This is a genomic window from Wenyingzhuangia sp. IMCC45467 (genome assembly GCF_054111205.1).
Genome location: NZ_CM134196.1, coordinates 1,761,839 through 1,778,114, shown reverse-complemented (window position 1 = coordinate 1,778,114; position 16,276 = coordinate 1,761,839). Strand labels below are relative to the sequence as shown.

The following is a 16,276-nucleotide window of genomic DNA, read 5'->3' as shown; positions in this document are numbered from 1 at the left end:
TAAACCCCAGTTTTTACTGGGGTTTTTTATTTTTAGGTGTTAGATAGGGGAGGTAAAGAATATATCAGGCTGAGGTTTATTCTTTACTATTAATAAAATCAATTAATTTTTTTGCATTTTATCAAAAACAAAGGCTGATCCTCGTATACTTCACTTATTTCAAAAATGTTATATTTTTCAAATTCCTCCAATATGGATTCTTTATCATAATAGAATATAGAAACTCCCTTATGAAATTCATAACGGTCTTTGCTAATAAGTTTACCCTTACCATAATTAGTAGCTTTTTTACTAATAGCGGTAAAAAACATATATCCGTTTTGATTTAATTGCTGATAACAATCTTGTATTAGTTTGGCTCTTTCTTTTTTATTTAATAAATGAATTAAGGCATAACAAAAAACTCCATCATATGTGTCATCATTAAAAGGCATATTGGTTACAGAACCATGATAAAGAATCATTTTGTTTTTATAGTGTTTTTGGGCTAACTCAAGTGCTGTTTTAGAAATTTCAATACCTGTTACCTCTATTTCTTGATTTATAAACACTTGAGCATTTCTCCCATAGCCTATACCAGGGATTAATATTTTTTTTAGCTCTTTTTTAACAAAAAAATCTTTTGTTATAACAGCTGATTTAGCTGGTTTTAACCCCCACATCTCCTGTTTTTGGTTAAAATTAATTTCCCAAAACTCTTCCATTAATTGCAAATTTTATCTTTCATAATTTCACAAATAATACCTCGCTGTTGTATGGTTGCTATTATTTTATGTATATCCAATAGTGTGTTTTCTGTTCTAATAACGGTATGCCCACAAGGAAAATCTAACCCTGTTTCGTTCATATCATAATCAACAATTATATTTAAAAATTTCTTTTCAAGTAGCTGTACTATTTTTTTAGCCTCTTTTTCTTTTTTTATATTTGTGATAAAAACTTCTACCATTTTTCTTGTGTTAATTCTTTGTTTATCATGGCTCCAGATATGACTCCACTGTTTAATGCGTTTGATATGGTACGCATTATAACAGAATTGTCTCCACATGCATAAACTCCCTCTACAGTTGTTTTGTGATAAAGATCTACTTTTATATGTCCCAAATCGGTGAGTTCACACCCTAAAGATTTTGGTATATCAGAATGTTGTACAAAAGGAAGTGAAGCATAGGCTGCTTTAAAATGTTCCTTGCTTTCATCTTTAAAAATGATTGTTTTAATGTTTCCGTTTTCATGGTCAATTTCTGTTATTTCTTTTTCAATAATTCTTATATTATTTTTTTTAAGTTTTTTTATTTGATTCTCATCAAATTCAGATTTTCCATTTGTTAATATTATAAGATCATCTGTAAGATTACTAACGAGCGATGTTAAATGAATAGCTTGTTCGCCATTTGAAATAATTGCTGTTTTTTGATTTCTAATTTCATAGCCATGACAGTAAGGGCAATGTACTACAGAAATTCCCCAACAATTAGAAAATCCTTTTATATTTGGCATAATGTCTTTTATTCCAGTAGCAAAAATGATTTTTTTAACTATAAATTTATTTCCAGACTTGGTTGTAATATGAAAGTTTTCGTTAGTTTTTTTTGCTGATGTAACCACATCTTCTAAAAAATTAACTGAGTTATATTTTAACACTTGATCCTTTGCTTGTAATGCTATTTCACTGGGTTTTTTGCCGTCTAGTGTAATAACATTGTGAGATTTTGGCGTTTGTCTATTACATGGTAATCCACTGTCTATAATTAATACATTTCTTAAAGAGCGACCCAAAGTCATAGCGGCAGAAAGCCCAGCATAACTCCCTCCTATAATAATAACATCATGATTTTCTAGAGTTTTCATCATCTTCTTATTTTAAATGCGATATAGTCGCATTAGTGTTGTTTGCAAATATAGAAATATTTTATATTATTGCAATTGTGTTGCAATAAAAATATTTTTAAATGAAAAGAAGAAATACTCCCACTAAAGAAGCTGTACTTTCAGTATTAAATTCATCTTCTAAAGCAATGAGTCAAGATGCTATAGAAAATAAAATTGGAATTGAAATTAATAGAGCTACAATTTATAGGGTGTTAAATAGATTTTGTGAAGATGGTGTTTTACATAGAATTGTAGCAGATGATGGAAAGCAATACTTTGCAGTGTGTATAAAATGTGATGAAAATAAGCAACCTTTGCATCATTTTCATTTTAGGTGTAAAAACTGTGATACTATTGAATGTATGCCTATACCTGTTCATTTTTCCATAGCAAAAGGATATCAGGTAGATAGTGTAAATTGTGTGTTAACAGGAACTTGTAAAGATTGCATGTAAATTAATGTCCCTCTTTTTCCTCATGCTTTAGGAAGTTAAAATTCTTCACTTGCTTAATTTATAAGGTAGCTTATTTAAATAAACTTAAAAACATGAATAATCCTACTATTAGTATTAACAAGCCAAAAAAACCTTTTGCAAATCCTTTGGTGTAAACAAGAAATAAATTTTCGTTGTTGTTTTGTTCATGGCTTTTTTTATTGAAAATCATGGCTTATTAGTATTCATAATTATCAATACAAATAAACAAATCTTGTGTGTTGTGTATATGCACAAACGTTTTATGATCAAATCATGAAAAATAAATCATAATGAAGGATTTCTTGAGTTTTATGCTAGGGTAGTAAAATGTTAAAATGAGAATAAAATTATGATCTATTAAAGAGAAAACCAATGAAGATATTTTTATGCAGTTAAAGAGTTTTAATAAACTAAGAATAGCATTAAAAACAGGTTTAGGTTAGAGGATGTTTAATAATTGTAGTAACTAAATAATAATATCGTGATAAATATTGTGTTTTAATAGTAAAGTATTTATATTTAAGTGTTTGTGTTTGAGTGCTGTTTTTATTCATCGATGAAAAACGACCATTCGTCTACAGGTAACCATTGTTTTAACGATATAAAAAATATTCTTTTAAGAGATTGGTTAATTTAGTTCTTAGAAATTAAATTGTTAAACAATGAATACATCCTTAAAAATATTGCTGATAGAAGATGATGCTATAGAGGTTATGAAGTTTAATAGAGCTGTTTCATCATTAAAATTGTCACATAAAGTAGTTACTGCAGAAAATGGTGAAGCGGGGTTAAAAGTATTGGAACAAAAAGATAGGTTACCAAATATTATACTTTTAGATTTAAATATGCCAAAAATAAACGGTATTGAGTTTTTGTCTATTCTAAAAAAAGACTCAGAGCTAAGACATATTCCTACGGTAATTTTAAGTACTTCTAGCAATCAAAAAGATTTGCTAGAGTGTTATAAAATAGGAGTTTCAGGGTATGTGTTAAAACCTCTTAAGTACGAGGATTATGTAACAAAAATTGAAAAATTATTAAGTTATTGGTGTGTAAACCAGTTAATTACTTTGTAGATGAAAGGAATTGTTTTTACAGATTTTTTAGAATTGGTAGAGGAGAAGTATGGATTAGAAATGGTTGATGATATAATTAATCAATCTACATTAGCTTCAGATGGAGCTTATACCTCAATAGGAACTTATGATTTTTCTGAAATGCTTCAGTTAATCTCTAACTTAAGTAAAAATACATCTGTTTCTGTAGATGATTTGTTGATGGTTTTTGCTGAACACTTTTTTAAAACCTTAATCAAGTCACATCCTAATTTAGTTGAGCATTATAAAGGTCCAATGGATTTATTGGCATCTATAGAAAATCATATTCACTTAGAGGTTCAAAAAATATACCCAGATGCTCAGCTTCCTACTTTTGAGCTGGTTTTACACCAAGAGAATAAAATGATTATGGTATATAAATCAGACAAAGCACTTTATATTTTAGGAAAAGGGTTAATGGAGCAAACTTTTAAATTGTTTGGAGAGCATGCAATTATAGAGTATGAAAAATTAAAGGAAGACGGAACTGAAGTAAAATTTACTATAGTTAAAACATCATGAGTCAACGTGAGGTTGAAATATTAAAACGAGCACTGGCTAGAGAAAAATTTGCTAGAAAACAAGCAGAAGAAATTTTAGAGAAAAAATCTGAAGAGCTTTATTATTTAAATCAAAAAAACAAACAAGCTAAAGATAAGTTAGAAGCTTTATTAAAAGTAAAGAACTCTGAGTTAAAAGGTTTTTTTGAGAATTTGGTAGATCCATATGTTATGATGGATTTATCAGGAAACGCTATTAAAATTAATGGAGCAGCCGAAGAACTTTTAGGTTATAAACTATCTGAGGGAACCTTAAATTTAATGAAACTAACTTTGCCTCAAGATGTTGAGTATATTTCTAATTCCTTTAAAACGCTATGCGAAACCGGTGGGATTATAGATTTTGAAATAAAAATAAAAACCAAAACATCAGAAATAAAATTAGTGCAAATAAATGCTAGTATAATTTATGATGAAAATAATCACCCCATTGCAGCACAAGGTATTATAAGAGATATTACACTTCACAAAATATACGAGAAAAGACTAAAAGCAGAAAGACAAAAATATAGCAATATAATAGCTAATATGAATCTCGGATTGATAGAGGTTGATAATGACGATAAAATCCTTTTTGTAAATCAAAGTTTTGAAGAAATGTCTGGTTATGCCAAACAAGATTTAATAGGTAAGTCTGGTTCAAGTATATTTTTGTCAAAAGAATCTAAAGAAAAACTTGCTGCTGAAGATATCAAAAGGAAAAAAGGAACTTCAAATTCTTATGAATTAGAAGTTTGCACCAAAACAGGAGAAACTAAGCATTGGTTAATTAGTGGTGCACCAAATTATGATCTTAAAGGTGAAGTTGTGGGGTCCATAGGGGTTCACTTAGATATTACAAACCTTAAAAGATTAGAAAAGCAAAAAGAAGAACTTTTAAATGAACTTGCAAAAAGCAATGAAAGTTTACAAGAATATGCACATGTAGTTTCTCATGATTTAAAATCTCCTTTACGTAGTATTAATGCCTTGGTTAGTTGGATAAAAGAAGATAATAAAGAAAATTTAGATGAACTAAGTTGTCAAAATTTATTGTTAATTGAAAAGACATTAGAAAAAATGGAAAATTTAATTTCTGATGTTTTGGAGTATTCAAGTATTGGGGCAAATGTAGATTTAAGTCAAAATGTAGATATAAACAATTTAACAGCAGATGTAATGCCGTTACTATATGTGCCAAAAAATATTCATATTAATATTGAAAGTGGACTGCCAAATGTAACAGGAGATAAAATGAAATTACAACAGCTTTTTCAAAATTTATTGAGTAATGCTGTTAAGTTTTGTGATAAAGAAGTTGGTAAAATAGTAGTAGCATCTAAAGATATTGGTACACATTATCAATTCTCTATATCTGATAATGGAATGGGGATAGAAGAGAAATATTTTGATAAAATATTTAAAATTTTTCATTCCTTGAACAAAAGAAAAGATTCCTCAGGTATTGGTCTTTCAATAGTTAAAAAAATTGTAGAACTACATCAAGGTAACATATGGTTAGAGAGTGAGGTAGATAAAGGAACTACCTTTTATTTTACTATAAAAAAATAAAATGATAAGCGCTATGAAAAGAGTACAGTTAACAAGAAATGAAAATGGAAAATGGGATTTTATAGGTAAACAAGTGCCATTAAAAAAACCATTGATTTTAGTGTTTGGTAATAGGTTGATGTTGGAATCTATTCCAGTTTACCAAGAGCTAAAAAACATTTTTGAAAATGCACATATTGTTATTGGATCAAGTTGCGGAAATGTTACCTCAGAATATGTAGAAGATAGTAGTGTAACTGCTACAGCCATTGATTTTGAAAAAAGTGAATACATTATAAAAACCAGTAATGTGTTACATACAGATTTAGATAGTTTTAAAACTGGTAAGGAGTTAATAGAACAGTTTCCTTTAGAGGGGTTAAAGTCTATTTTTGTAATTTCCGAAGGTAGCTATATCAACGGAAGTCAGCTAACAGAAGGAATGAAAAGTGTGGTTTCTAAAAATGTTTTAATAACTGGAGGTTTGTGTGGAGACTCTGAAAGGTTTGAAAAAACACTAGCATCATACAATCAAGAACCCAAAGAAGGAGAAATTATAGCCATAGGATTGTACGGGGAAACTTTAGAGGTTTCTTTTTCTATTTTTGGCGGATGGACTCCTTTTGGACCAGATAGAATTGTTACAAAATCTCAAGGAAACGAGTTGTTTGAGTTAGATAACAAACCAGCACTAGATTTATACAAACAATATTTAGGAGACAAATCTAAAGAGTTGCCAAGTGCAGCTTTGTTATATCCATTAAATGTTAAAGTTAAAGGAGAAAAACAATCTATAGTGAGAACCATCTTAAATATTGATGAAGACAAAAATACCATGATTTTAGCTGGAGATATTCCAGAAGGAGCAAGGGTACAATTAATGATGACAAATATTGATAATATAGCCAATGCTTCAGAAATGGCAGTTAAATCAGCAACAAAAAATAGGCAAAATACAGCAGAATTAGCTATTTTGGTTAGTTGTATAGGTCGTAAATTAGTTTTAGATCAAAGAGTAGAAGAAGAAGTAGAAGAAGTTGTTAGTGTTTTAGGAAAAGAACCTACCATTAGTGGATTTTATTCTTACGGAGAAATAGCCCCTTTTAATGGAGAAAATACATGTAGATTACATAATCAAACTATTACAGTTACTTTAATTAGTGAATAATGAATTCGTTGCTAAAAAGACAGATTAGAAAGTATTTATCCGAAGAATTGGCAAGTAAGCCCGAGATAAATAAGTTTTTAGATGCCGTTGATAGGTCTTATAATAATTTTGACGAACAATTTTTAATGCTCCAAAGAGCTATGAAGATTAGTTCTGATGAGTTGTTTGAGGCAAATCAATTATTGAGAAAAGATACTGATAGGCAACAAGAAATTATTACTCAACTTAAAAGTGTTGTAGATAATTTAAGAGGTAGCAATGAAATAGAAGAAGTAGTTGCTAAAGAGGTTAAAAAAGAAAGTAAAAAGTTTATAGATTTAATGAGTTTAAAGACACAAGAAATTGTGGAAATGAACAAACAAAGAGAAAAACTATTACTAGAATTAGAATATCAAAATAAAGAGTTGAGTGACTATGCTCACATGGTTTCGCATGATTTAAAATCTCCACTAAGAAGCATAGATGCTTTAACAGCTTGGTTAAAAGAAGATTATGAAGAACAAATAGATGAACAAGGTAAACAAACCATAGGGCTTATTAGGGCTAATGTAGAAAAAATGGATGCTTTAGTAACGGGTATTTTAGAGTATTCTACTTTGGGAAAAAAAGAAGAAAATATTTATCCGGTAGATTTAAATTTGTTGGTTAAAGAAGTTATTGATTATATTGATGTACCTGAACATATAAAAATTAAAGTAGTAGATAAACTTCCTGTAGTTTATGGCGATAAACATAGGTTACAGCAACTTTTTCAAAACTTAATAGTAAATGCGGTAGCGTATAATGATAAAGCTGATGGTTGGGTTAAAATAGGTTACAGTCCAAAAAACAATGAACATCAGTTTTATGTAAAAGATAATGGAAAAGGGATTGATAATAATTATTTTAAAAAAGTTTTTAAAGCCTTTTTTAAATTAGAAAACAATCAACAATCAATAGGTATAGGATTGTCAATAGTAAAAAAAATTGTAGAAATATATAATGGTAAAATTTGGGTAGAATCTGAAATGTCTAAAGGGACTACCTTTAATTTTGTAATTAAAGAAAAAAGAAATGGAAAAGCCTAATTTTGTTTATATTGATGAGTTGTCTGGAGGCGACGATCAATTTAAAAAGAAGTTAATAGCAATTATTATCAAAGAATTTCCCAAGGAAAAAGAAACATATGAGAATAGCTTAAAATTAAAAGACCAAGAAGCTATTATTGAAATAGTTCACAAACTTAAGCATAAAATTAGTATTTTGGGTTTGAAAAAGAATTATAAAACAGCGGTGGATTACGAGAACAACTTAAGAGCTGGTAGTTCAGATTTAGAAAAAGAATTTAAAGAAACTTTGTCTATAATGACCACTTTCTTAGCATCGCTATAAATTGTTATTATGAATTGTATTATTGTTGATGATGAAGCTACTTCTAGGCTGGTAATAAGTCAGTTATGCAGTCAAGTGGGAGGTTTAAAAATTGATGGAGAGTTTGAAAATGCTATTTTAGCTATAAAACATTTAAATCAGCATGATGTTGATTTGATATTTTTAGATATACATATGCCTGATTTTACTGGTTTTGATTTTATTCAAACCTTAAAAAATCCACCTAAAATTGTGTTAATTACATCTGATGCTCAGTTTGCTATTGATGCTTTTGAGTACGATTGTATTATAGATTATATAGTAAAGCCAATTGCACTACCACGTTTTATAAAAGCAATAAAAAAGGTTGAAAGTGCTATGGTAGACCAAGTGAAGCCTGTTGAAGAAAGCATTAGTGCTCCATCAAAATCTAAAAAAGAATCCGAATCGGGTAAAGATTTGTATGTAAACATAGACAGAAGATTAGTAAAGATTAATATTCCTGATATTTATTTAATTGAAGCTAAGGGAGATTATATTCAAATAAAAACGGAAACAAAGAACTACGTGGTACATTCAACTCTGAAAAAAATTGAAGATAAATTACCACAAGATACTTTTCTAAAAATCCACAGATCTTACGTTATCAATATTAAAATGATTATAGATATTGAGGATAATAGTGTGTTAATTAAAAAAGATGTAGTGCCAGTAAGTAGATCTAACAGACCTGAGTTAATGAAAAGATTAAATCTCTTATAGAGGTGTTTTAAAAATTGGTTTTTTAAGAAAATGCCAAGTAAACTTTACACCAAACTCTGTAAAAGTAAATCCACTAGCTGCTGCTGATGCTATGTTACTGTGGTTGGCAAAAGCTTCTAAATAGCACCTGTCGGTAAATTTATATCCTACATTGCTTTGCACTCTATAAGTACTTTGTTTTGCTTGTTGTTCAATATATTGATATCCAATGGCAGCAGTTAAACCATAATACCAATTGTGAGTTTTGGCTACAGCTTGGTTTTTAATAAGGTTTACAAAAATTTCAACAGCTTTAAACTCAGCAGGGCTAAAGTAAATAGTAGGTACTTGATTTTTAAAGGTTAAGTACTGAAAATTAATACCTGTTTTTAAAGCTGGTTTGGGTAAAAGGTTATAGTAAAGGGAGGTAAATAACAAATTTCTAGCATTGTTGTCATTTTGGGTAGTGTAGTAATATTGGGTAAACCATCCTAAATTAAAGTTGGTGTTTAAATTGTAATTTCCATAAAAATTATTCTGAATAATTTCTCTGTTTAATAATTCGGCATTAAAGTTTTGTAGTTCTCTTTTATAACCAAAATCAAAACTTTGTAATTTAAAAGGTTTTGTTTTAAAAAGAATGTCAGTGTAAAACTGATCGTAACTACTTATGTTTCCGTTAATTTTATTGATACCAACAGTTCCTAAGAAATTTATTTTTGGATGTAATTGATACCCTAATCCAGCTCCTATTAAATTAGAGGTACTGTTGTTGTCTGTAACCTCATTGATAGCTCTTTTGTATTGATATTGAGTAGACAGGGTAAGTTTTGTACTCATTGGAAAAATAACACGAGAAGTGGACGTGTAAGCCTCACTATCACCATTGTCATAACTGTATCTTGCATCTGTTTCAAAAGTTGGAATATAAGCACTGTTTAAAGTTTTAATAAAGTTTAGTGCATCTTTTTGATTGGGAAAATGTACCAATGTTTGTTTGGCTGCCAAATAAGCATTATCAATTTGTCCGTTTGCTTTTAAGGCATTGGCTTTTCCTAAATTTCCATCAAAAGAGGTTTCATCATTTGATAAAATGGCATTGTAGGTATTTAAACTTTTATTAAAATCTCCTGTGTAGGTGTATAGTGTTGCTTTTAACCCTAGAATCCAATTTTCTTTTTCTTTACCTTTAGAAATTAGATCAATGTATTTTTTTGCAGCACCAAATTTTCTATTCCAAATTAGTGCTTGAGTATATCTTTCTTGAGTACTTTTTATGTCTTTATCTGTAGTTGTTTTGTCAATTTCAGAAAGTGTCTCCGTACTAATTTTAAGTGCTTTTTTGTCTTTTTCTTGTAAGTGAGCGTTTAAAGACAAACCGTTTTTAGCATGAAAATAGAGGCTTGAATCTTTTTGCATTTCTACAAACAAAGCTTCAGCTTCTTGATGTTTTTTAGCAATAATATATGTGTTGGCTAAATTTAAATAGATGTCTTTGTCTTTAGGGAACAGCTTTAAATTGGTTTTTAAAGTAGCAATGGCTTTTCCGTATTGTTGGTTTTGTTGTTGTTGGTTGGCCAGTCCTAAGTATATGTATTTTTTAGAAACCATTGCGTTGGCATTGTTAGGTAATACTTCTAAAGCTTTGTTAACATATTCTAAAGCACTATTGTATTCTTTTAAATTAGACAATGTATTTGCATATCCTAGTAAAGCAGGAAAGCTTTTAGGATTGGTTGAGGTTAGTTTGGTGTAATATTCTTTTGCTTGGTTAAATTTTTTACTCCATAATAAAGACTCTGCATAGTTTAACTGAATTTCAAAATCGTTAGGATAAGTTTCTAGTAATTCAGTAAAAATAGTTACGGCTTGTGCGGGTTTTCCATTTAATCCTACAGCTCTACCGTAACATAGTTTGGCGGTTTTGTTGTTGGGGTATTCTTTTAAAGTCTTTTCAAAAAAAGTTTCTGCATTTTTATAATCTCCTGTTTCTAAATAAGTAAATCCTTTTTGCATTTCTTGAGCAAAGAAATATGTAGAACATAAAAGAGTAAATAGAATGATTAATTTCTTCATTTTTAGCATTTTGTTTTGTGATTACAAGTTAAGGATAATACCTTGTTTATTCACCGTTATCAAAATGCAATTCAACGAAATATACCTCTTTTTGGAAGAGGTTTGGATGATATTTGTATCAGATTTAATGAGTCACTACTAAATTAACCTAAAAGATTAAAGCTATGTTATCAATTTCTATCACCAAAAAACCAATACTATCTCAAGAGCAGTTATTTATGTTAAGCGTGTTAACGGTTAACGGAGGAAATTACTTATACAATCTTTTATTAGGACGAATTTTAGGGCCAGAGCAATTTTCTGATGCAGCAATCTTAATCACAATGCTGTTGGTGTTGTCTTTTGTGGCCATGACTTTTCAGTTGGCTGCTGCAAAATTCACAGTTACTTTGCCAGATACTGTTTTTGGTGCTTTTGTAAAAAAGATTTACAAAAACGCTGTAGTGGTAGGAATCTTTTTTGGAGCCATGGTAGTGGTGTTTGCTAAAGATTTACAAGAAATTTTTCACACCTCTTCTTCTACCATGTTTACCATTTTTGGAATTGGGGTTCCATTGTATTTTTTAATGAGTGTAAACAGAGGTTTTTTTCAAGGGAAAAAACAATTTAAGCTGTTGTCTATTACTTATCAGGCAGAAATGTTTACAAGGTTAGGGCTTACCTTAATCTTGGTTTTATTGTTTCATTCCCAATCTTCGGTAGTCATAGCAGTAGGAGTTTTGGTTTCTTTAATAGTAGGGTTGTTTCCTTTAAATTTTAACAAATCACAGTTTACTAGCAAGGCGGCTCTACCTAAAAAAGATTTATCACTTGTAAAAAAGTTTTTTGTGATTACTGCTTTTTATGAATTGTCACAAATCATTATTAATAATAGTGATATCTTATTGGTAAAACATTATTTTGATGCTTATAACGCTGGGTTGTATGCTTCATTAGCTCTAATAGGTCGTATTGTATACTTTGTAGCTTGGATGTTTGTGATGTTATTATTACCAACAGTGGTTCAGCTTAAAAAAGAAGGAAAAGACACAACAAAAGTATTGATGAAATATGTTTCTTACATTGCTGTTATTGCGAGTGCTATAGTTTTGGCTTGTGCCATGTTTCCAACGTTAATTGTACAAATGTTATTTGGAGCAGATTATGTACAAATTGCACCTTTGTTATGGAAATACGCTTTTGCAACAGGAGTTTTTGCAGTGGCCAATATTTTTGCTTATTACTTTTTGTCTTTAGATAAGTATGTGCCAGTTTTGGTCTCTGCTGTTTTTGGAGCGTTACAAGTTTTGTTGGTAGTTTTTTATCATACTTCTTTGGCTCAAGTGGTGCATGTACAAATGTTTGCAATGGTGTTTTTACTATTCACCCAAGTTATTTTCTTTTTCATCGATACTAAGAAAGTGTCGATGAATGGTAAAAAATAAAACTTCTTTCCATTCATCTAAAGGAACCCGCTAACAGCCTAAAATGCTAGAGTTTAACTCTGATTATGTTGCAATTTTACATCATAATTAAAACACAAAGCATTATGAAATTAGCAATCGTAACATCGTATCCACCAAGTAAAGTAACTTTAAATGAGTATGCATATCACTTGGTTAAAAACTTTAGACAAAAACAAGAAATCTCTGAAATCATTTTATTAACTGATGAAACTCCAGAGGCTAAAGATTTAAATTTTGAAGAGCAAGGATGTAAAATTACTGTAAAAGAATGTTGGAAATTTAATAGCTATACAAACATTGTTAATGTAACTAGCGCTATTAATGAAGTAAAACCAGATGCAGTATTATTCAACTTACAATTTATGAAGTTTGGAGATAAAAAAGTTGCAGCGGCTCTTGGATTAATGTTGCCATTAATTTGTAGAATTAAAAGAATTCCTACGGTAGTTTTATTACACAACATTTTAGAAGAAGTAGATTTAGGTACTGCTGGATTTACCTCAAACAAAATGATGCAAAAAATATATGGTTTTATAGGAACTAGCTTAACAAAATTAATTTTACAAGCAGATACCGTAGCAGTAACCATGCAAAAATATGTTGATATTTTAGAGTCTAAATACAACGCAAAAAATGTAGTATTAATTCCACATGGTACTTTTGAGGTGTCTGAAAGACCAAGTTTTAAAACAGCCGAAGGGCCTTTACAAATTATGACTTTTGGTAAGTTTGGAACTTACAAAAAAGTAGAGTCTATGATAGAGGCTGTAGAAAAAGTAAGAACTAACACAGGATTAGATTTAGAAGTTGTAATTGCTGGAACTGATAATCCTAATGTGCCAGGATATTTAGCAGGAGTACAAGAGCAATATAAGCATGTTTCTGGTGTACGTTTTACAGGATATGTAGAAGAAGAAGAAGTAGCTCCATTGTTTCAAAATAGTGCAGTAGTTGTGTTTCCATACACAGCAACAACAGGTAGTTCAGGAGTATTACACCAAGCAGGTAGTTATGGGAAAGCAGTTGTAATGCCAGACTTAGGAGATTTGGCTTTGTTAGTACAAGATGAAGGGTATAAAGGAGAATTTTTTAATCCTACTTGTGTAGATAGTTTGGCAAATGCTATAGAAAATATAGTGGTAAATGAAGCTTACAGAACTTCTTTAGGGCAAGCAAATTACAGAGCTGCAACAGCATTTCCAATGAGTACTATTGCAGATATGTATATTAACAACTTTGAATCAATCTTTGCAAGAAAAGCTCCACAAGCGGTTACGGCTTAGCAATATATTGGAAAGATGCTTTTCTTTCCCCAGATTGATTTATAAAACCAAAATGCTTTTGATTATATTTTCTCCAAGGAAGTTGTCCAACAACTTCTTTGGGGATTTTTTTAAAATCATACAAAGTCCAAGAAACAAAAGGAATCTTGTTTTTGTGTGCTAATTCCTGAAATTGCTGATGATATTCAGCTTGATCTTTTTCAGAATTTCCAAAAGGATTCCAGAGTCCTCGGTAAGAAGATATTCCATATTCTCCTAACACAATCTCTTTTGTAGGAATCTCTTTCTTTAATTGTTGATAAGCTTTTTCTAGTTGATGTAAATCTTCGTAATAATGAAAACTTACAAAATCAACCATATCACTTAAATAAGTGGCACTTTTTGTATTAGACCATCCTATGGTTACGGGATGATGTCTGTCTATGGTTTTAACATGATAAATCATTTGTTTTAACCAAGCTAGAACATTTTGTTTTCCTCTAGAATCAAAATCTAAATTGGGTTCGTTTTTAATATCCCAAGCCAATAAAGCAGGGTGTTCTTTACAATGGTTGACGATGGTAGTTGCGTGTTTGTTGTTTAAGGTCCAATCTAACACCTGATAATCTCCATAAAAATCAAACAGCGTAATGATTACTTTTAGGTTGTTTTTACTAGCTAGGTTTAATGTTTTCGTAAGTTTTTCTAATTTATTTTGTTTTATTTCCGATTTACCAAAATCTTCATACTGAATAAAAATTCGAATGGTATTTAATCCTGTGTCTTTAATAATTTTAAAATCCTTGTCTATAATTTGAGTGTCAAAATCATCACCAAACATATCCCATGCGGTGTTTTGTGGATAATAGTTAATTCCTTTAATTTCTTGTTCTAAATTGATGAAAGGTGTATGCGAAGTGTTGTTGGTAGGATTAACTCTTAAAATTTGTCTAATCCTCCAAAAACCATCTTCTAGCAACAGGAGTATTTTATAGCTGTTAACTTCTGTAGTTTCTAATTGTAAAATATTGTTTTTATATAGTCTTTTGTACTCTTTTACATTTTTGTCGGTAATTACAATTAGCTGACCATCTTCACTAAAAAAATCTAAAGAAGGATTGTGGTTTAATGTAGTTCCTTTAATGTGTACATTATTTTTTGTATTGTTTTCTATAGAGGTTAAAATGTTTTTTAAACTACTTGTTGTGTAATAATCTTTTAATCCTTTATTGGTGTTTTTTTCAAAAGCCACTTGTTTAACATACCATGCGTTTAGATAATCTTTTTCTAAGTTTTGTAAAGTGGTGTTGCTAACTTGTCTCCCTTCTGTGTTAGATAAATCCCAATTAATTTGGGGTTGGTAATGTACGGTTTCGTGTATTTTATTATGAAGCATTAAATTTCTATCTGCTCCTGTGTTTAAATAGGTAAACACAGCACTAAGTCCAAACACTACAAGTAATGTTACAGTGATATAAATAACAAATAATGATATTTTTAATATGTTTTTATGAATACTTAAAGTCATTAGAGTTTAATTTCTAGTTGTTTGCTTATTTGTGCTGCTTCAATTTTTACGTTATAATTCTTATTCTTTTTAAGAAACGTGTGTAAGTCAAAAATGGCAAATCCATCTTCGGTTTGAGAATTGATTTTCTGAATTATTTTTTCATTCTCAAATAAAGAGATTTTTACCATTAATCCATCAGGAAGAGTTTGTTGCATAAAGCTTTTAAAAGGGCCTACCGCAAAATGTTTAGAGTCTTTTTTAAACTCAATATTAAAATCTTTAACAGCATTTTTATAGGTTAAAGATATAGTGTTACTAACAGCAAAACCATCTACAAAAGCTTGAATATTCCAGGTGTCTGAATGGTCTGGATGAACCATTTGTGCAGTGGCAATTCCGTTAATAGTGGTGCCAAAAGTTTGCAAGTACATTTTTTTATCATTTTCTATTCTAAAAGTAACAGAAGTCCCATCGGCAACAATATTATTATATCTGTCTTTAATTTTTGAAGTGTAAAATTGAGTAACCTGATTTCCATCTCCAAAATCATGAACTCTTTTTGCATCAATATTAAAATTTGTAGGACTTGCAGGAACAATTTCTAAAGTATATTCTTTAGAGGTTTGATTTAAACAGTTAGTGCTAATAAAACTTCTTCCTGCAGTTTTATTACTGTGTATTTTTTGATAAGCAATCATGCCATCAAAAGGAATAGTTTTTTGTTGGGTATTACTTAGGTGTTTTGTGTTAATAATAACAGGAGTATTCTTGGCAACAGGATTATTGTAGTTGTCTAGCGGAATGGTAACCAACATCGCGTAATCTACTTCTCCAGCTTCAATGCTAGGTGGTCCTAAATAAGTTTCTATATTGTTAATCTTGTTGGTAGGGTGTACGTAAAAGTTTCCTTTAAGGTGATGAAATTCTTGAGTAAGTTGCCAATAAACATATCCAGATTTTTGACTGATAAAATTAGGAATTAAGTACTGCAATTCATTGTTTTTTATTGTGGGGCTAATTAAAATATTTCCATAACTACTGCTACAATATAAATTTGGAATACTGTCTGTTGTTTTATTAAAAACAAGATTGATAGGGCTACCAGCAATAAAGTCAAGCTTTTTATTTAGCAGTTGCATGTTGCTCTTTTGTGCATAGGAACAAATGGCTAGTAGAAATATAATATGTA

16 protein-coding genes are annotated in these 16,276 nt (G+C 29.9%); 10 read left to right on the top strand and 6 right to left on the bottom strand.

All coding sequences use genetic code 11. The annotated features are described in order from the left end of the window. Positions 1–98: 98 nt before the first annotated feature. From ACXGQT_RS07525 to ACXGQT_RS07515, 3 genes are read right to left on the bottom strand one after another with little or no spacing between them, the layout of a single operon-like run. The gene (locus ACXGQT_RS07525) at positions 99–704 is read right to left on the bottom strand and encodes a class I SAM-dependent methyltransferase (protein ID WP_457830776.1); all 606 of its coding nucleotides are present in this window, start codon (positions 702–704) and stop codon (positions 99–101) included. Continuing rightward, positions 704–949 (bottom strand): hypothetical protein, encoded by a 246-nt coding sequence (locus tag ACXGQT_RS07520; protein ID WP_457830775.1) that lies wholly within the window; start codon positions 947–949, stop codon positions 704–706. The genes ACXGQT_RS07525 and ACXGQT_RS07520 overlap by 1 nt, the downstream gene beginning before the upstream one ends. Then, complete coding sequence (locus ACXGQT_RS07515) at positions 943–1,854, bottom strand: NAD(P)/FAD-dependent oxidoreductase (protein WP_457830774.1); 912 nt, start codon at positions 1,852–1,854, stop codon at positions 943–945. Before ACXGQT_RS07515 ends, ACXGQT_RS07520 begins: the two co-directional genes overlap by 7 nt. Before the next feature lie 98 nt (positions 1,855–1,952). Between ACXGQT_RS07515 and ACXGQT_RS07510 the strand changes: the two genes are divergently transcribed. From ACXGQT_RS07510 to ACXGQT_RS07475, 8 genes are all read left to right on the top strand, one after another. Then, positions 1,953–2,327 carry a Fur family transcriptional regulator gene (locus tag ACXGQT_RS07510; RefSeq protein WP_457830773.1) on the top strand — a complete coding sequence of 125 codons (375 nt, stop codon included), beginning with the start codon at positions 1,953–1,955 and terminating at the stop codon, positions 2,325–2,327. A gap of 683 nt (positions 2,328–3,010) precedes the next feature. Next, entirely contained in the window at positions 3,011–3,424 is a 414-nt protein-coding gene (locus ACXGQT_RS07505) for a response regulator (protein WP_457830772.1), read from the top strand. Next, on the top strand, positions 3,425–3,967 hold the full coding sequence (locus ACXGQT_RS07500; RefSeq protein WP_457830771.1) for a heme NO-binding domain-containing protein: 543 nt from the start codon (positions 3,425–3,427) through the stop codon (positions 3,965–3,967). Next, on the top strand, positions 3,964–5,556 hold the full coding sequence (locus ACXGQT_RS07495; protein ID WP_457830770.1) for a PAS domain-containing sensor histidine kinase: 1,593 nt from the start codon (positions 3,964–3,966) through the stop codon (positions 5,554–5,556). Before ACXGQT_RS07500 ends, ACXGQT_RS07495 begins: the two co-directional genes overlap by 4 nt. Positions 5,557–5,569: 13 nt before the next feature. Then, entirely contained in the window at positions 5,570–6,703 is a 1,134-nt protein-coding gene (locus tag ACXGQT_RS07490) for an FIST signal transduction protein (RefSeq protein WP_457830769.1), read from the top strand. Then, positions 6,703–7,770, top strand: coding sequence for a sensor histidine kinase (locus ACXGQT_RS07485; RefSeq protein ID WP_457830768.1), 1,068 nt, complete (start codon positions 6,703–6,705; stop codon positions 7,768–7,770). Before ACXGQT_RS07490 ends, ACXGQT_RS07485 begins: the two co-directional genes overlap by 1 nt. Beyond that, a complete protein-coding gene (locus tag ACXGQT_RS07480; RefSeq protein ID WP_457830767.1) occupies positions 7,757–8,074 on the top strand; it encodes an Hpt domain-containing protein in 318 nt (105 codons plus the stop codon). Before ACXGQT_RS07485 ends, ACXGQT_RS07480 begins: the two co-directional genes overlap by 14 nt. Before the next feature lie 9 nt (positions 8,075–8,083). After that, positions 8,084–8,815 carry a LytR/AlgR family response regulator transcription factor gene (locus tag ACXGQT_RS07475; protein WP_457830766.1) on the top strand — a complete coding sequence of 244 codons (732 nt, stop codon included), beginning with the start codon at positions 8,084–8,086 and terminating at the stop codon, positions 8,813–8,815. Here ACXGQT_RS07475 and ACXGQT_RS07470 read toward each other — a convergent pair. Further along, positions 8,810–10,870 carry a tetratricopeptide repeat protein gene (locus ACXGQT_RS07470; protein WP_457830765.1) on the bottom strand — a complete coding sequence of 687 codons (2,061 nt, stop codon included), beginning with the start codon at positions 10,868–10,870 and terminating at the stop codon, positions 8,810–8,812. The two genes, ACXGQT_RS07475 and ACXGQT_RS07470, sit on opposite strands and share 6 nt — an antisense overlap. A gap of 164 nt (positions 10,871–11,034) precedes the next feature. On the opposite strand from ACXGQT_RS07470, the gene ACXGQT_RS07465 reads away from it, so the two are divergent. Beyond that, positions 11,035–12,294: an oligosaccharide flippase family protein gene (locus tag ACXGQT_RS07465; protein WP_457830764.1), complete on the top strand. Its 1,260-nt coding sequence runs from the start codon at positions 11,035–11,037 to the stop codon at positions 12,292–12,294. Between the two features lie 104 nt (positions 12,295–12,398). Continuing rightward, positions 12,399–13,598 carry a glycosyltransferase gene (locus ACXGQT_RS07460; RefSeq protein ID WP_457830763.1) on the top strand — a complete coding sequence of 400 codons (1,200 nt, stop codon included), beginning with the start codon at positions 12,399–12,401 and terminating at the stop codon, positions 13,596–13,598. On the opposite strand, the gene ACXGQT_RS07455 is transcribed toward ACXGQT_RS07460, so the two are convergent. Both ACXGQT_RS07455 and ACXGQT_RS07450 read right to left on the bottom strand, forming a co-directional pair. Further along, the gene (locus ACXGQT_RS07455; RefSeq protein ID WP_457830762.1) at positions 13,588–15,105 is read right to left on the bottom strand and encodes a glycoside hydrolase family 2 TIM barrel-domain containing protein; all 1,518 of its coding nucleotides are present in this window, start codon (positions 15,103–15,105) and stop codon (positions 13,588–13,590) included. The genes ACXGQT_RS07460 and ACXGQT_RS07455 overlap by 11 nt on opposite strands. Beyond that, positions 15,105–16,226: a hypothetical protein gene (locus ACXGQT_RS07450; protein WP_457830761.1), complete on the bottom strand. Its 1,122-nt coding sequence runs from the start codon at positions 16,224–16,226 to the stop codon at positions 15,105–15,107. The genes ACXGQT_RS07455 and ACXGQT_RS07450 overlap by 1 nt, the downstream gene beginning before the upstream one ends. Between the last annotated feature and the right edge of the window lie 50 nt (positions 16,227–16,276).

What these genes read in the sequence shown, in the direction of transcription:
- ACXGQT_RS07525 (WP_457830776.1), bottom strand. Translation starts at nt 704, where the DNA reads ATGGAAGAGTTTTGGGAAATTAATTTTAACCAAAAACAGGAGATGTGG.
- ACXGQT_RS07520 (WP_457830775.1), bottom strand. Translation starts at nt 949, where the DNA reads ATGGTAGAAGTTTTTATCACAAATATAAAAAAAGAAAAAGAGGCTAAA.
- ACXGQT_RS07515 (WP_457830774.1), bottom strand. Translation starts at nt 1,854, where the DNA reads ATGATGAAAACTCTAGAAAATCATGATGTTATTATTATAGGAGGGAGT.
- ACXGQT_RS07510 (WP_457830773.1), top strand. Translation starts at nt 1,953, where the DNA reads ATGAAAAGAAGAAATACTCCCACTAAAGAAGCTGTACTTTCAGTATTA.
- ACXGQT_RS07505 (WP_457830772.1), top strand. Translation starts at nt 3,011, where the DNA reads ATGAATACATCCTTAAAAATATTGCTGATAGAAGATGATGCTATAGAG.
- ACXGQT_RS07500 (WP_457830771.1), top strand. Translation starts at nt 3,425, where the DNA reads ATGAAAGGAATTGTTTTTACAGATTTTTTAGAATTGGTAGAGGAGAAG.
- ACXGQT_RS07495 (WP_457830770.1), top strand. Translation starts at nt 3,964, where the DNA reads ATGAGTCAACGTGAGGTTGAAATATTAAAACGAGCACTGGCTAGAGAA.
- ACXGQT_RS07490 (WP_457830769.1), top strand. Translation starts at nt 5,570, where the DNA reads ATGAAAAGAGTACAGTTAACAAGAAATGAAAATGGAAAATGGGATTTT.
- ACXGQT_RS07485 (WP_457830768.1), top strand. Translation starts at nt 6,703, where the DNA reads ATGAATTCGTTGCTAAAAAGACAGATTAGAAAGTATTTATCCGAAGAA.
- ACXGQT_RS07480 (WP_457830767.1), top strand. Translation starts at nt 7,757, where the DNA reads ATGGAAAAGCCTAATTTTGTTTATATTGATGAGTTGTCTGGAGGCGAC.
- ACXGQT_RS07475 (WP_457830766.1), top strand. Translation starts at nt 8,084, where the DNA reads ATGAATTGTATTATTGTTGATGATGAAGCTACTTCTAGGCTGGTAATA.
- ACXGQT_RS07470 (WP_457830765.1), bottom strand. Translation starts at nt 10,870, where the DNA reads ATGAAGAAATTAATCATTCTATTTACTCTTTTATGTTCTACATATTTC.
- ACXGQT_RS07465 (WP_457830764.1), top strand. Translation starts at nt 11,035, where the DNA reads ATGTTATCAATTTCTATCACCAAAAAACCAATACTATCTCAAGAGCAG.
- ACXGQT_RS07460 (WP_457830763.1), top strand. Translation starts at nt 12,399, where the DNA reads ATGAAATTAGCAATCGTAACATCGTATCCACCAAGTAAAGTAACTTTA.
- ACXGQT_RS07455 (WP_457830762.1), bottom strand. Translation starts at nt 15,105, where the DNA reads ATGACTTTAAGTATTCATAAAAACATATTAAAAATATCATTATTTGTT.
- ACXGQT_RS07450 (WP_457830761.1), bottom strand. Translation starts at nt 16,226, where the DNA reads ATGCAACTGCTAAATAAAAAGCTTGACTTTATTGCTGGTAGCCCTATC.